We start from the raw sequence: 12,815 nt of genomic DNA, 5'->3' as shown, positions 1-12,815 counted from the left end.
TAAAATCCTCATTTAACTGCGCCGTTTAGTGCGGTCAATTCGCCACGGACGAGAGAACGGCGCGTAGTATTCCTGATAGCGCAGTTGGCGCATGTACACTTTGGACATGACCGGATCAGCCTTGGCCATCATCCGAAGGCCATAAACACATGCCAGCCACATAATGGTACCAATCAATGTTACGACGATATTCATTGCTGCAATGATGAGGCCACCCGCAACGAGCATGGAGAAAAGCATCAGCTCTCGCTCTCCTCCCCATATCTGTTGTGGACGATGCAGCGCGCGATGGATTCTTGTTTGTCGTAAAGTATCCTCCTTTCTCATTTGCAAACCATTTCCGTGGGGACGTGATGAACCAAAGCGTTAGCCTTCGTATTATTCATACTAAGGCCTGACGCCGGGACCATGGCCCCAGTGAACAAGCTGCCGGTCAGGAGTGTGTTGCTGAAAACGAGAATGCAGATAACAAGAACAAGATACATCATACGCCGGGTGAATTCTGAGATTTCACCACCCCAAATCAAAGTTGCGCCAGTGGCGAAGATGCCGACAAGTGCAAAGGCGAATGCGACTGGGCCGGACAAATCTTTGCGGATCGTCGTAATGGGCGTGTCCCACGGCAGGCCGCCTGTACTTGCGGCGTTTGTATCGGCTGCATGGGCATAAGATATGCCATAGTACAAAATAATGGCAATAAAAATAAAAGACAAAATTACCCAGAGTGATGGAGAATGAAAAAAATTGCGTATATATTTAACGGTAATCATTGGTATATATTTCCTTGATTTATTAAGTAATTTTCACCATCATAACCCATTATCATAATAACATCTTTTACAATTCTCCCACGCCCCTCTTTTGCAATAAAGATGATAAGGTTGATTGCTTCCGCAATCAGTGTCTGCATTGAAGCCTGTGTTGCTTCCGCTACCAGTTGCTCCATGCGGATCAATCCTGCGGAAGCCGAATTGGCGTGAATGGTAGCTATCCCTCCCGGATGGCCGGTGTTCCATGCCTTCAACAGGGCGAGGGCAGCGCCATCGCGCACTTCACCAATAATGATGCGGTCAGGCCGCAAACGCATGGTCGCCTTGAGCAGCCGGGTCATATCGACATGTGCTACGACGCGCATAAGGACTGCGTTGGGCGCAGAGCATTGCAGTTCGCCCGTGTCCTCAATGATTGCTAATCTATCCTCCGGGGCTACGTCCGACATGTGCCGAATAATCGCGTTCGTCAGAGTGGTTTTGCCAGATCCAGTACCACCTACCACAAGAATATTTTTCCGCTGGCATACGCTGCGCTCAATGACGATACGTTGCTCATTCGTCATGATTCCCTGGTCAACATAATTTTCCAGAGAAAACACGGACAGGGCTTTTTTACGGATCGTGAACGTAGGCCCTGATACAAGCGGCGGAATGAGAGCTTCAAAGCGTGAGCCGTCTAACGGCAATTCACATTCAAGTATGGGATTGTGTACTGTGATTTGTGTTCGCAGTGTTGAAGCTACCGTCGCCATCAACGATTCAGCTTGGGCGGCCCCCATGCGCCCAAATTTGCGCATAGGCTTTCCTAACTGCTCTACCCAAAGCGACCCGTCAGGGTTAAGCATAATTTCAATAACGGTTGGATCGTTCAGGAACGCAACGACTTCGTGTCCTAACTCCCGGGTCAGCTTTTCCGTGATCCGCCGTTGGTGCTCAACCCGTGAACCGTTTGATTGCGGAGCGTCCATATGCCCTCCCAATCTCACTGTTTATGGGAGGCATTTTATCAGATATAGCTTATAATAAGCAACTAAAAGTATTCAGGCTTTCCGGTGCGTTTCAGCCGAAAGCTATTTATAAGTGATGAGGGCTTAGGGGGTTAAGAGCTTATAAAGCGGCTGACCCACGGCTGCTGCCAAGTTCGCGGCGTTGTCAAGGCTCACGGTAGTTTTAGCATTCTCAATTTCAGATATAAAAGGCTGAGCCATTCCTGCAATCTTGCCCATTTCGTCTTGAGTAATGCGAGCCGCTTTCCTGGCTGCTTGCAAATTACGGGCAAATATCTGGCGCTCTTTTGGGATCAGCTTATTATTTGATGGCGCTGATATTTGATTATCATCTATGTATTTGTATTTTGTTGAAGGCATGTGATGCACTGCACCTTTTGTTACTAAAGGTTTTTTTATTCAAATGACTGCCAAATAATATTTGGCAGTGCAAGTTGCAGCAAAGACAATAAGCCTAACGGCACCGGATTCTAACCTGCTCTAGTCATAGCTTATAACCTATTTCGATTTGTATACCAAATGTCATAGAATTTAAGGAACTGTCAGTCAGACGGACCGGAGAGCGGATATAATGAGACAAAAATTCGGGATTGTGCCCAAAGCTGGACCTGTGCAGTAAACTAACAGCAGTCCCGATAGTCCCTCATTCTCCTTGCTCTCATATTTGGTTCCTCCACTTACAAATAAGTGGAGCCCCACCCCTCTCTTCCTGCACGGGGATGGACCGATTTGCCTGCATGGGCTACTTGGCGCGTTCATCCTTTCATCCGGCTGATGCCATTGTTGGCTGACGCCCTTCATGATCAGGTTCTCGATCGTCGCATGGCCACCAGCAACGATATCCGCGCTACGTTCCTTAACTACTTCGCCCGTAATGGGCATGAGGTGGTTGACAGCTCTCCGCTCGTGCCGCGTAACGACCCCACCCTGCTGTTCGTCAACAGCGGTATGGTGCAGTTCAAGAACGTGTTCACAGGGCAGGAAAGGCGGCCTTACAGCCGGGCCACGACCTCCCAGAAATGCGTCCGTGCCGGGGGGAAGCATAACGACCTCGATAATGTCGGCTATACCGCCCGGCATCATACCTTCTTTGAAATGCTGGGGAATTTCTCCTTTGGCGATTATTTCAAGGAACAGGCGATTACCCATGCCTGGAACGTTGTCACGCGCGAGTTCGGGCTTCCTGCCGAAAAGCTGCTGGTTACAGTCTATCAGGATGATGACGATGCGGCCCGGCTGTGGAAATCCATCGCCGGATTGCCGGAAGAACGCATCATCCGTATCGCGTCCTCTGATAATTTCTGGCGTATGGGCGATACCGGCCCGTGCGGGCCCTGTTCCGAAATCTTCTATGATCATGGCCCTTCCATTCCCGGCGGCCCGCCGGGCAGCCCGGATGAAGATGGTGACCGGTTTATCGAGATCTGGAACCTGGTCTTCATGCAGTATGAGGAAGGGCCGCCCGGCACGCGTGTGAACCTGCCGCGCCCCTCCATCGATACCGGCATGGGGCTGGAGCGTCTGGCCGCTGTGCTGCAAGGCAAGCACGATAACTATGATACCGACACGCTGCGCGCCCTGATCGTCGCCAGTGCCGAAGCCACCGGGCAGGATCCGGATGGCCCCCACAAGACCAGTCACCGCGTGGTGGCCGACCATCTCCGCTCCACCAGCTTCCTGATGGCGGATGGCGTGCTGCCCTCGAATGAGGGCCGGGGCTATGTGCTGCGTCGTATCATGCGCCGTGCCATGCGCCATGCTCATCTGATGGGCATGACCGAGCCACTGCTCTACCGTCTGGTGCCCGCGCTGGTGCGGCAGATGGGAGCAGCTTATGGCGAGCTGGTGCAGGCTCAGTCCCTGATTACCGAGACACTGCGGCTGGAGGAAACCCGTTTCAAGGCCATGCTTGATCGTGGTCTCGCCATGCTGTCCGATGAGGTCGGCAAGCTGGGGGAGGGCCATACGCTCAGCGGTGATGTGGCGTTCAAGCTCTACGACACATATGGTTTCCCACTTGATCTGACCCAGGATGCGCTGCGTGAGCAGGGCCGTGCTGTCGATGTAGCCGGGTTTGATGCTGCCATGACGGAGCAGCGTCGTCGTGCCCGCGCCGCCTGGTCCGGCTCTGGTGATACCGCTCAGGAAGGCGTGTGGTTTGAAATCCGTGATCGCGTCGGTGGCACCGAGTTCCTGGGCTACTCCACGGAGAAAGCCGAAGCCGAAATCATAGCGCTGGTTGCCAATGGAGCGCTGACCGAGACGGCGCCTGCCGGAACCGAGGTTGCCGTGGTGCTTAACCAGACCCCGTTCTATGGTGAAAGCGGTGGTCAGGTTGGTGATACCGGCATCATGACCGGCCCCAACGGGTTGCAGATTATCATTTCCGACACGCAGAAGAAGCTCGGCGATGTTTTCGTGCATCTCGGCCGGGTGGAAAGCGGTCTGGCCCAGATTGGCCAGCCAGTGGAGGTGGTGGTCGATCACCAGCGCCGCAGCGCCATCCGCGCCCATCACAGCGCTACCCACCTGCTGCATGAGGCGCTGCGTCGTCGTCTCGGCGCGCATGTAGCGCAGAAAGGCAGCCTGAACGCGCCGGATCGCCTGCGTTTCGATGTCAGTCAGCCCACCCCGATCACCCGTGACGATCTGGCTGTGGTGGAGGCGGAGGTCAACGCGTTGATCCGCCAGAACAGCCCGGTCACCACCCGCCTGATGACGCCGGAGCAGGCTGTGGCCGAAGGAGCTATGGCGTTGTTCGGTGAGAAATATGGTGACGAAGTGCGCGTCGTTTCCATGGGGGCACCGGTGGAGGAGGGCAGGCCAGCTTACTCCATTGAATTATGCGGTGGCACTCATGTCGGGCGTACCGGCGATATCGGGCTGTTCCGCATTACGGGTGAGAGTGCCGTCAGTGCCGGGGTGCGCCGGATCGAGGCGGTGACCGGTGAAGCGGCTTTGGCCCAGATTGCCGAGGCTGAGCGTCGCCTTCAGGAGACCGCATCCCTGCTGCGTGTTGCGCCCGGTGATGTCACAACGCGCGTTGCCTCCCTGCTGGAGGAACGCAAGAAGCTGGAAGCACAACTGGCCGATGCCCAGCGCAAGCTGGCAACCGGTGGTGGTGCTGATAAGGTCGAGGAAGTCGGCGGGGTCAAGCTTGCCGCCCGTAATCTGGGTGATGTTTCACCCAAGGAACTCAAGGGTCTGGCCGAGGCCATCGCTCGTCAATTGGAAAGTGGTGTCGTCGCACTGGTCTCCACAGCGGAGGGTAAGGCCAGCGTCGTGGTCGGTGTAACCGCCGACCTGACAAGCCGCTTTGATGCCGTGACGCTGGTGCGGGCTGCCAGTGCGGCCGTGGGTGGCAAAGGGGGTGGCGGCCGTCCGGGTATGGCGCAGGCCGGTGGACCGGATGCCGCGCAGGCGGATGCGGCCTTGCAGGCCGTGCGGGATGCTATGGCGGCTTGATTGCTTCCCGTGCTCAAGAAACGACAGAAAAGCCGCTTCGGTGACCGAGGCGGCTTTTTCCGTCTATCATCACATCCATGCTATGGAGATAGGACCATGCGTCTGCTGATTGCTCTGATTCTGCCTTGGTTGACCTTTTTTACTATTGGTCGGCCCATTTCCGGTGTGGTCTGCCTGATCCTTCAGATCACTCTGATCGGTTGGCTGCCTGCCACCATCTGGGCCGTTTATGCGCTCAGCCAATATAAGACGGATCAGAAAATTGAACAGGCTTTTGGCCGTCGACCGTAATCCATATTGCAAGCTACGATGATACGCCCTTCCGCGGTCATCGCGTCATCGGACGCCATGATCGCGGAACCAGGCGAGGGTGCGATCCCATGCATTTTTGGCGACCGCCTCGTTATAGGTTGGGCGGTAATCAGCATGAAAACCATGATCAGCCATGTAGTAATTGACGATTTCCACCCGCTTTCCGGCCGCTGTCGCCTTGTCGGCGGCTTTCTGAACGTCGGCGGGGTCGATCATCTTGTCCTGGCCGCCATATAGGCCCAGTAGAGGACATTTCAGCTGATCTGCCACATCTAGCGGAGAATGCGGCTGGATCGCGGTATCCTCCGTCTTGACCGGGCCGTAATAGGCGACGGCTGCTTTTAGCTTCGGATTATGGGTGGCATACAGCCATACATCACGGCCACCACGGCAGAAACCGATCACGCCAAGCCTATCGGCGCTGCCACCATGCATGGCAGCCCAGGCGGCGGCATGGTCCAGATCATCGAACACAGTGGCATCAGGCGCCTTGCTGATGACGTCGCGCAGAATGGTCTGCACGTCGCTCATTTTCGACAGATCGCCCAGACGCGCATACAGCTCCGGCGCGACGGCCATAAACCCTTCATGGGCCAGACGGCGGCAGACATCGCGGATATATTCGTGCACGCCAAAGATTTCCTCGATCACCAGCACGGTCGGGAAGGGGCCCTTGCCCTTCGGAGACGCAACATAGGCGGGGATTTCTCCGTCACTTACCTTGATGCGCTGCTCACCGGCTATGATCCCATTTGTGCTGGTATGAATAGCGTCGGCATGGGCTGCGCCGGCCGCCGTGCTGAAGCTACCTATTAGAGAGGTCATCAGAAAGCCGCGTCTTTGCATCGTTTTCTTTCCTGTCTGTGAGGTTGCCGGGAAGGTCAGGATCAGACCATGGCCTTCTTCAGCCGCTCATCAAGAATTTTCAGGAAGGATTCCGTGGTTTCCCAAGGATGAGTCTTGTCGATCAGCAAAGCCAGATCCTTGGTCATGATGCCTGATTCAACAGTTTCGATGCAGACACGCTCCAGCGTTTCGGCAAAGCCCGTCACATCCGGGGTCTGATCAAACCTGCCACGATAAGCCAACCCGCGTGTCCAGGCGAAAATGGAGGCAATGGGGTTGGTGGAGGTAGGACGGCCCTGCTGGTGTTCCCGGTAATGGCGCGTGACTGTTCCATGAGCAGCCTCGCTTTCCACTGTCTGGCCATCCGGCGTCATCAATACGCTGGTCATCAGCCCGAGCGAACCATAGCCCTGTGCCACGATATCGCTCTGCACATCTCCATCGTAGTTCTTGCAGGCCCAGACATAGCCGCCGGTCCATTTCAGGGCGCTGGCAACCATGTCGTCAATCAGCCGATGCTCGTAATGGAGGTTACGCTTTTCGAATTTTTCCCGGAACTCATTGATATAAATGGTCTGGAAAATATCCTTGAACATCCCGTCATAGGATTTGAGGATCGTGTTCTTGGTCGAAAGATAGACCGGGTATCCTCGCGCCAGACCGTAATTGAACGACGCGCGGGCAAAGCCTTCGATGGAGGCGCGGGTGTTATGCATCCCCATGGCAACGCCTTCACCGGTGAAGCGATGCACTTCCAGCGTCTGGGCTGGTCCTCCATCGGCGGGCTGATAGACCAACGAGACCTCTCCCGGCCCTGGCACAGTCAGTTCGGCAGCCCGGTATATGTCACCATAGGCATGGCGTCCGACTACGATCGGCTTGCTCCAATGCGGAACCAGGCGCGGGACATTGGCACAGATAATCGGCTCACGGAAAATCGTGCCGTCGAGGATATTGCGAATGGTGCCGTTTGGGCTGCGCCACATTTTCTTGAGGCCGAATTCTTTTACCCGTGCTTCATCCGGCGTGATGGTGGCACACTTGACGCCAACCCCCAGACGCTTGATCGCGTTGGCGGCGTCCACGGTGACGGCGTCGTCTGTGGCATCACGGTTCTGGATGCTGAGATCGTAGGATTCGAGCGTGATATCCAGATACGGCAAGATCAGCTTTTGCTTGATGAACCCCCAGATGATCCGGGTCATCTCGTCACCGTCGAGATCAACGAGGGGCGTTTTTACCGCAATCTTCGCCATAGCACGTTTCCTGTCGTTTCTTGGTCAGCCATGTCGGGCCGACCTTTGATGCCAGTGTGGCACCCGATCTTGTACCTCGACAAGGAGCGGCCCTGAATTTGGCCCACATCGGACAGGAAAACAGCGGTTGCCCCATTGCCGGAGCAGAAGGATAATCGCTGTTAGAAAGACGTGTCTCTTTCAATAAGGAAAAGTTTATTCCGCCTCTCTGGCCATTTTCCCCAGCGCATCCGCAATTCCCAGATCACCGGGAAGGGCACCGCGCGGGAACAGTCGGTTGACATGCCCCATCTTGCGGCCCGGCCGGGCTTCGGCTTTGCCATAAAGATGCGGGATCAGTCCGGGCGTGGCGAGAATGTCCGGCCACAGCGCAATATCTTCCGGACCCACCAGATTGCGCATGACGGCATCGGAATGGCGGATTGCCGGGGGAAGGGGCAGACCAGCCACGGCGCGGATATGCATCTCGAACTGGCTGGCCGGGCAGGCATCCATGGTCCAGTGCCCGGAATTATGAGGCCTCGGCGCGATCTCGTTCACCAGCACGCGCCCCTGCGCATCCACGAACATTTCGACAGCTAACAGGCCGATCAGCCCCAGCGCTTCTGCCACTTTACGGGCAATGGTCTGGGCAGCCAGGGCTGTTTCTTCCGGCACGCGGGCAGGGGCAAGCGTCAGGTCAAGAATATGATGGCGATGGCGGTTTTCCACCGTATCAAATGCGGAAATAGTGCCGAAGGCACTGCGGGCCACGACGACACTGATTTCCATCGCGAAATCTACGAAGCCTTCCAACACCAGCGGGCGTGGAGACAGAGCCTCCCACGCCTCATCCAGATCATCCGGCCGGTTCAGCCGTGCCTGCCCCTTGCCGTCATAGCCAAGCCGAGTGGTTTTCAGGATAGAGGGATAACCGAGCGCCGTAACAGCCTCATCCAGCTCGGCGCGGCTGGTAACGGCATGCCATGGCGCGGTGGGGATGCCGGCATCGTTCAGGAAGGTCTTTTCCGCCAGACGATCCTGACTGATACGCAGAATGGTGGGGGAGGGATGGACCGGTTTCAGGGAAGCCAGCAGATCCAGCCCTTCGGCGCTGACATTTTCGAACTCGAACGTCACCACATCGACAGCATTGGCAAAGGCGCGCAGGGCCTGCGGATCGTCATAGGCCCCAATGGTATGTGCGGCAGAGACCTGAATGGCGGGAGAATCCGGTGCATCGCTCAGGATATGGCAGCGATAGCCAAGGCGAGCGGCCGCCAGGGCGGACATACGGCCAAGCTGGCCGCCACCGATGATGCCGATGGTGGCATTGGGGGGAAGGGCAATTGTCATGGGGCAGGCTTATCGCGGAAGAGAGGCTGTTTCGTCTACTGTTTCAGTGACCGATGCGGTCTGGGCAGCCCTCCATTCATCGAGGCGCGTCGCCAGGGCAGCGTCGGACAGTGCGAGGATGGAGGCGGCCAGCAGAGCGGCGTTGATGGCCCCGGCCTTGCCGATGGCCAGCGTGCCGACTGGAATGCCGCCAGGCATCTGAACGATGGACATCAGGCTGTCCATGCCCTTCAGGGCGTGTGATTCCACCGGCACGCCCAGAACGGGCAGGCGCGTCCATGCTGCGCACATGCCGGGCAGATGGGCTGCTCCGCCAGCCCCGGCGATAACGACTTTCAGGCCCCGGCTGGACGCCGTACGCGCATAATCAGCCAGCCTATCCGGCGTTCGGTGCGCGGAGACGATGCGCTTTTCATGCGGGATACCGAGTTTGGTCAGGGTCTCGGCAGCATGCACCATGGTCGGCCAGTCGGACTGGCTGCCCATGATAATCCCGACCAGCGGGGAGGAGGAACTGTGCACGGCGTTCATAAGATCAGGCGATATTGTCCGGGATGAGATTACTTTCCAGACGGCTTACTTCGTCCTTGATGAGCAGCTTACGTTTTTTCAGTCGCTGAAGCTGTAACTGATCCAGTGCGCCCTGATCGGCCAGACGGCTGATGACGGTATCGAGGTCGCGATGCTCACTACGCAGTTCATGCAGCTGGCGAAGCAGGGCGTCACGGTCTTTCAGCATGGCTTGAAATGACACTCTCGGGCAATGGAAGAGAATGCCTCTATCCCGCTTGGGCCTCCTTCGCAATGGTCCGATGCAATGTCGAGCGTAAAAAGCGGCAAAGGGGCTGACAGCGGCGAGGGGCTGTGGCTAGGCTTGATGGATGAGGCAGGACGGGGTTCGTCAGAACGGCTGCTCAATCCCCGCCTGTTACAGCACAGAATGGAGGAAGCGGATGTCCCTGACTGGACGGATTGAGTCTCTGAGAGACCGTCATGCTGCCCTGGAAAACAAGATCGCTCAGGAAGATAACCGCCCCAGACCCGATGAGGATACTCTGACGCGCCTCAAGCTGGAAAAGCTGAAACTGAAGGAGGAGCTGGACAGGCTTCAGCAGGATCACGGAGAGCAGGCCTGACCATCTGGATCATACACCGCACATAAGACGGGCCGGATCATTCTTGATCCGGCCCGCATTGTCGTCTTCCAGCAGGTTATCAATCAGACCGGGGTATTATCCTCATCTTCGATCTGAAGCGGCTGCGGTACTTCCTGTCCTTCCCGCATCAGACGCTCATTGGCTTGCTGAACCATGGCATTCAGGTCGGTCTGGCTGCACAGACCCAGAATCACCGGATCGCGCGGCTTGATATTGGCGCTGTTCCAGTGCGTCCGGTCACGGATTTTCTGGATGGTATCCTTGGTGGTGCCGACCAGCTTGCCAATTTGCACGTCGGATAGCTGGGGATAGTTGCGCAGCAGGAAAATGATCGCATCCGGGCGGTCATTGCGCTTTGCCACGGGGGTGTAGCGGGCACCCTTTGAACGCTTCTGCAAGGTAATGGCGGATGGCGCCAGTTTCAGGTGGCGGCTGGTATCAGCTTCGCACGCCTTGATATCTGCGGCTGTCAGCTGGCCATTCGCGATGGGGTCATATCCCACAATCCCCTGTGCCACCTCGCCATCGGCAATCGCCTGCACTTCCAGGGGGTGCATGCCACAAAATTCGGCGATCTGCGTGAAGGTCAGACCCGTCTTTTCGATCAGCCAAACCGCGGTGGCTTTCGGCATCAATGGCAGAGTCATGCTGTTTCATCACCTCGCCCGGCCGCGCGGTGACCAGGCAGAAAAAAGTTCATGAGTAGGGGATGACGGGCATATGGACCTGAGCGCCATGCCGGGTCAAGACTTGCCGTTGCCGGGCTGTGTCATAAACCTGATCTCTCCATATGATTTCTTCCGGCGCGTGGTGCTTCGTTCAAACCCCAGGCTATTGGATAAGCAGATGCAGGATGATGATCTTCCCCACCCTCCCACCGGTTCATGGCCGTTGATACTCGACCCGCTCGGGATCAATGAATTACGGGACTATATCGTCCACTTGAAAGCCGAGATTCTACGGGTTGAGCAGGCTATTGCCCGTCGAGAAGCCCATCGTGGCGGTGTCGAGGCGATTTTCAAAGGGCTTGGACCAAACGGCTCATAGCGGGCAGAGCATCCCACCGGAAAAGCTTCTGTCACGGAAATGTGCTTGACCGGCTGCCATCCACCATGCAGAGCCGCGACTTGCCTTGCACCGATTCCACCGGAATTCGGCCATGGGACGGGGATGCTCAGACATGCATCTCCCGGTTATCAGACGGAAAGGGTTGAGCGTGCGTTTTATCGAGACCTTTGATCCCCAATCCTATGCCGATACGGCGATCAGCCTGACAGCCGCCTTTCTGCTTGCGACATTGATCGGGGCAGAGCGGCAATACCGGCAGCGGACCGCCGGTCTGCGCACCAATGTGCTGGTCTCCATCGGTGCTGCTACCTTCGTCGATCTGGCCATGCGCATCGAAGGTTCCGAAGGCGCTGTGCGTGTCATCGCCTATGTCGTTTCCGGTATCGGCTTTCTGGGCGCCGGTGTGATCATGAAGGAGGGGATGAATGTTCGCGGCCTGAACACGGCTGCGACCCTCTGGTGTTCGGCCGCGGTTGGTAGTTGTGCGGGAGCGGATATGGTGGCTGAGGCTGCCCTGCTGACGTTGTTCGTCATGATCGGCAATACGCTGCTGCGTCCTCTGGCCAATGCCATCAACCGTACTCCATTCAATGAAATGGCATCGGAAGCGCATTATGAAGTGAGGGTGATCTGTCCCGCTGCGGAGATTCCACAAACGCGCGACCTGCTGGCTGAATTCCTTGAGGATCATAAATACAGTGCCGCATCGATTGACGAGCGGAAGGGGCCGAATGACACCGGGGAGCTGGTCGCGCAATTGGTCAGTACTGCAGTCAATCCGCAGGAAATGGATCAGATGATGGAAGAACTGCTGACCCGTTCAGGGGTGCTCCATGCTGGATGGGAAGTCAGCACACGGGACTGATATCTACCTTGGCGCGATAAAAAGGGGGCTGGTTAAACCAGCCCCCTTTCTGTCCGTGGCACCAAGGTGCTTTTATCTTGTCAAAACGGTTCTTCAGGCTGCCTGCCCATTCTGAGTTTGTGTTGCATTATCCTGTGCAACGCTCCGGGTCAGGACCTGCTGTTCCTTAGAAGTTCCGATCTCGATTTTTCTGGGCCTTGCACTTTCCGGCACAATTCTTTTGAGGCCGATATGCAACAATCCGTTCTTCAGATCGGCAGAATCGACCACCATATGATCGGCCAGTACAAACCGGCGCTCAAATGCGCGGCCGGCGATGCCGCGGTAAAGGACTTCGCTTTCCTTCTGCTCGTTGGAAGGGTGGCCTGATACAACCAGGGCGTTATCCTTCACGATGACATCGAGATCTGTCGGTTCAAAGCCTGCAACCGCCATGGTGAGGCGATAGCTGTCCTCGCTCAATTTTTCGATATTGTAGGGCGGATAGGATGAAACATCGGCATTTCCGGAGACAGTATTGGCAAGATGCGCCAGCCTGTCGAAGCCGATCGCACTGCGGAACAGCGGAGCAAAATCAAAACTATTCATAACAACCTCCTGCTTAAGCAAGGTTACAGACCTGAACCGCCATAAGGCCGGTTCCTGAGTGGCATCGAGACCCCGGAAGGGCATCCCGATGCGTTATGAGATAGCGAGACCAGAACCGGTTTCAAGAGGAAAAAACCGGTCTG

The 12,815-nt window shown here is 56.5% G+C and carries 17 protein-coding genes; 6 read left to right on the top strand and 11 right to left on the bottom strand.

All coding sequences use genetic code 11. The features are described 5' to 3' along the window. Nucleotides 1–12: 12 nt before the first annotated feature. From GbCGDNIH6_RS06995 to GbCGDNIH6_RS06980, 4 genes are all read right to left on the bottom strand, one after another. Nucleotides 13–327, bottom strand: a complete 315-nt coding sequence (locus GbCGDNIH6_RS06995) for a conjugal transfer protein TrbD (protein WP_072563346.1) — start codon at nt 325–327, stop codon at nt 13–15. Then, nucleotides 324–770, bottom strand: coding sequence for a TrbC/VirB2 family type IV secretion system protein (locus GbCGDNIH6_RS06990; RefSeq protein ID WP_072563345.1), 447 nt, complete (start codon nt 768–770; stop codon nt 324–326). Before GbCGDNIH6_RS06990 ends, GbCGDNIH6_RS06995 begins: the two co-directional genes overlap by 4 nt. Then, the gene (trbB, locus tag GbCGDNIH6_RS06985) at nt 767–1,741 is read right to left on the bottom strand and encodes a P-type conjugative transfer ATPase TrbB (protein WP_072563344.1); all 975 of its coding nucleotides are present in this window, start codon (nt 1,739–1,741) and stop codon (nt 767–769) included. The genes GbCGDNIH6_RS06990 and trbB overlap by 4 nt, the downstream gene beginning before the upstream one ends. A gap of 123 nt (nt 1,742–1,864) precedes the next feature. Continuing rightward, nucleotides 1,865–2,140, bottom strand: coding sequence for a helix-turn-helix domain-containing protein (locus GbCGDNIH6_RS06980; RefSeq protein WP_198355724.1), 276 nt, complete (start codon nt 2,138–2,140; stop codon nt 1,865–1,867). Nucleotides 2,141–2,602: 462 nt separating this feature from the next. Here GbCGDNIH6_RS06980 and alaS point away from each other — a divergent pair, with 462 nt between their 5' ends. After that, nucleotides 2,603–5,245, top strand: coding sequence for an alanine--tRNA ligase (alaS, locus tag GbCGDNIH6_RS06975; RefSeq protein ID WP_072564430.1), 2,643 nt, complete (start codon nt 2,603–2,605; stop codon nt 5,243–5,245). Nucleotides 5,246–5,341: 96 nt separating this feature from the next. Then, nucleotides 5,342–5,536 carry a YqaE/Pmp3 family membrane protein gene (locus GbCGDNIH6_RS06970; protein WP_072563343.1) on the top strand — a complete coding sequence of 65 codons (195 nt, stop codon included), beginning with the start codon at nt 5,342–5,344 and terminating at the stop codon, nt 5,534–5,536. Between the two features lie 45 nt (nt 5,537–5,581). Here GbCGDNIH6_RS06970 and GbCGDNIH6_RS06965 read toward each other — a convergent pair whose 3' ends face one another. From GbCGDNIH6_RS06965 to GbCGDNIH6_RS06945, 5 genes are all read right to left on the bottom strand, one after another. Further along, nucleotides 5,582–6,382: a dienelactone hydrolase family protein gene (locus GbCGDNIH6_RS06965; protein WP_232449742.1), complete on the bottom strand. Its 801-nt coding sequence runs from the start codon at nt 6,380–6,382 to the stop codon at nt 5,582–5,584. Nucleotides 6,383–6,444: 62 nt separating this feature from the next. After that, nucleotides 6,445–7,659, bottom strand: a complete 1,215-nt coding sequence (locus GbCGDNIH6_RS06960) for an NADP-dependent isocitrate dehydrogenase (RefSeq protein WP_072563341.1) — start codon at nt 7,657–7,659, stop codon at nt 6,445–6,447. A gap of 195 nt (nt 7,660–7,854) precedes the next feature. Continuing rightward, the gene (locus GbCGDNIH6_RS06955; protein ID WP_072563340.1) at nt 7,855–8,994 is read right to left on the bottom strand and encodes a 5-(carboxyamino)imidazole ribonucleotide synthase; all 1,140 of its coding nucleotides are present in this window, start codon (nt 8,992–8,994) and stop codon (nt 7,855–7,857) included. A 9-nt stretch (nt 8,995–9,003) separates the two neighbouring features. Continuing rightward, nucleotides 9,004–9,525 carry a 5-(carboxyamino)imidazole ribonucleotide mutase gene (purE, locus tag GbCGDNIH6_RS06950; RefSeq protein WP_072563339.1) on the bottom strand — a complete coding sequence of 174 codons (522 nt, stop codon included), beginning with the start codon at nt 9,523–9,525 and terminating at the stop codon, nt 9,004–9,006. 4 nt (nt 9,526–9,529) lie between these two features. Further along, a complete protein-coding gene (locus tag GbCGDNIH6_RS06945; protein ID WP_025286760.1) occupies nt 9,530–9,733 on the bottom strand; it encodes a YdcH family protein in 204 nt (67 codons plus the stop codon). 78 nt (nt 9,734–9,811) lie between these two features. On the opposite strand from GbCGDNIH6_RS06945, the gene GbCGDNIH6_RS12375 reads away from it, so the two are divergent. Both GbCGDNIH6_RS12375 and GbCGDNIH6_RS06940 read left to right on the top strand, forming a co-directional pair. Further along, a complete protein-coding gene (locus GbCGDNIH6_RS12375) occupies nt 9,812–9,970 on the top strand; it encodes a hypothetical protein (RefSeq protein WP_198355723.1) in 159 nt (52 codons plus the stop codon). Continuing rightward, nucleotides 9,948–10,130 carry a DUF465 domain-containing protein gene (locus tag GbCGDNIH6_RS06940; RefSeq protein ID WP_011632069.1) on the top strand — a complete coding sequence of 61 codons (183 nt, stop codon included), beginning with the start codon at nt 9,948–9,950 and terminating at the stop codon, nt 10,128–10,130. The genes GbCGDNIH6_RS12375 and GbCGDNIH6_RS06940 overlap by 23 nt, the downstream gene beginning before the upstream one ends. An 83-nt stretch (nt 10,131–10,213) precedes the next feature. Here the strand turns inward: GbCGDNIH6_RS06940 and GbCGDNIH6_RS06935 are convergent, their stop codons facing one another. Continuing rightward, the gene (locus GbCGDNIH6_RS06935) at nt 10,214–10,798 is read right to left on the bottom strand and encodes a DUF1013 domain-containing protein (RefSeq protein WP_072563338.1); all 585 of its coding nucleotides are present in this window, start codon (nt 10,796–10,798) and stop codon (nt 10,214–10,216) included. A gap of 199 nt (nt 10,799–10,997) precedes the next feature. Here GbCGDNIH6_RS06935 and GbCGDNIH6_RS06930 point away from each other — a divergent pair, with 199 nt between their 5' ends. Both GbCGDNIH6_RS06930 and GbCGDNIH6_RS06925 read left to right on the top strand, forming a co-directional pair. Continuing rightward, the gene (locus GbCGDNIH6_RS06930) at nt 10,998–11,198 is read left to right on the top strand and encodes a DUF1192 domain-containing protein (protein ID WP_072564429.1); all 201 of its coding nucleotides are present in this window, start codon (nt 10,998–11,000) and stop codon (nt 11,196–11,198) included. A 133-nt stretch (nt 11,199–11,331) separates the two neighbouring features. Continuing rightward, the gene (locus GbCGDNIH6_RS06925) at nt 11,332–12,084 is read left to right on the top strand and encodes an MgtC/SapB family protein (RefSeq protein ID WP_232449741.1); all 753 of its coding nucleotides are present in this window, start codon (nt 11,332–11,334) and stop codon (nt 12,082–12,084) included. Between the two features lie 93 nt (nt 12,085–12,177). Here GbCGDNIH6_RS06925 and GbCGDNIH6_RS06920 read toward each other — a convergent pair whose 3' ends face one another. Next, nucleotides 12,178–12,672 carry an Hsp20 family protein gene (locus GbCGDNIH6_RS06920; RefSeq protein ID WP_072563337.1) on the bottom strand — a complete coding sequence of 165 codons (495 nt, stop codon included), beginning with the start codon at nt 12,670–12,672 and terminating at the stop codon, nt 12,178–12,180. Between the last annotated feature and the right edge of the window lie 143 nt (nt 12,673–12,815).

It is taken from the genome of Granulibacter bethesdensis, assembly GCF_001889525.1.
GTDB classification, from domain to species: domain Bacteria; phylum Pseudomonadota; class Alphaproteobacteria; order Acetobacterales; family Acetobacteraceae; genus Granulibacter; species Granulibacter bethesdensis_C.
Note: the sequence above shows the minus strand (reverse complement) of the source record. Positions and strands in the feature narration are given on the sequence as shown.

What these genes read in the sequence shown, in the direction of transcription:
- GbCGDNIH6_RS06995 (WP_072563346.1), bottom strand. Translation starts at nt 327, where the DNA reads ATGAGAAAGGAGGATACTTTACGACAAACAAGAATCCATCGCGCGCTG.
- GbCGDNIH6_RS06990 (WP_072563345.1), bottom strand. Translation starts at nt 770, where the DNA reads ATGATTACCGTTAAATATATACGCAATTTTTTTCATTCTCCATCACTC.
- trbB (WP_072563344.1), bottom strand. Translation starts at nt 1,741, where the DNA reads ATGGACGCTCCGCAATCAAACGGTTCACGGGTTGAGCACCAACGGCGG.
- GbCGDNIH6_RS06980 (WP_198355724.1), bottom strand. Translation starts at nt 2,140, where the DNA reads ATGCCTTCAACAAAATACAAATACATAGATGATAATCAAATATCAGCG.
- alaS (WP_072564430.1), top strand. Translation starts at nt 2,603, where the DNA reads ATGGCCACCAGCAACGATATCCGCGCTACGTTCCTTAACTACTTCGCC.
- GbCGDNIH6_RS06970 (WP_072563343.1), top strand. Translation starts at nt 5,342, where the DNA reads ATGCGTCTGCTGATTGCTCTGATTCTGCCTTGGTTGACCTTTTTTACT.
- GbCGDNIH6_RS06965 (WP_232449742.1), bottom strand. Translation starts at nt 6,382, where the DNA reads ATGACCTCTCTAATAGGTAGCTTCAGCACGGCGGCCGGCGCAGCCCAT.
- GbCGDNIH6_RS06960 (WP_072563341.1), bottom strand. Translation starts at nt 7,659, where the DNA reads ATGGCGAAGATTGCGGTAAAAACGCCCCTCGTTGATCTCGACGGTGAC.
- GbCGDNIH6_RS06955 (WP_072563340.1), bottom strand. Translation starts at nt 8,994, where the DNA reads ATGACAATTGCCCTTCCCCCCAATGCCACCATCGGCATCATCGGTGGC.
- purE (WP_072563339.1), bottom strand. Translation starts at nt 9,525, where the DNA reads ATGAACGCCGTGCACAGTTCCTCCTCCCCGCTGGTCGGGATTATCATG.
- GbCGDNIH6_RS06945 (WP_025286760.1), bottom strand. Translation starts at nt 9,733, where the DNA reads ATGCTGAAAGACCGTGACGCCCTGCTTCGCCAGCTGCATGAACTGCGT.
- GbCGDNIH6_RS12375 (WP_198355723.1), top strand. Translation starts at nt 9,812, where the DNA reads ATGTCGAGCGTAAAAAGCGGCAAAGGGGCTGACAGCGGCGAGGGGCTG.
- GbCGDNIH6_RS06940 (WP_011632069.1), top strand. Translation starts at nt 9,948, where the DNA reads ATGTCCCTGACTGGACGGATTGAGTCTCTGAGAGACCGTCATGCTGCC.
- GbCGDNIH6_RS06935 (WP_072563338.1), bottom strand. Translation starts at nt 10,798, where the DNA reads ATGACTCTGCCATTGATGCCGAAAGCCACCGCGGTTTGGCTGATCGAA.
- GbCGDNIH6_RS06930 (WP_072564429.1), top strand. Translation starts at nt 10,998, where the DNA reads ATGCAGGATGATGATCTTCCCCACCCTCCCACCGGTTCATGGCCGTTG.
- GbCGDNIH6_RS06925 (WP_232449741.1), top strand. Translation starts at nt 11,332, where the DNA reads ATGCATCTCCCGGTTATCAGACGGAAAGGGTTGAGCGTGCGTTTTATC.
- GbCGDNIH6_RS06920 (WP_072563337.1), bottom strand. Translation starts at nt 12,672, where the DNA reads ATGAATAGTTTTGATTTTGCTCCGCTGTTCCGCAGTGCGATCGGCTTC.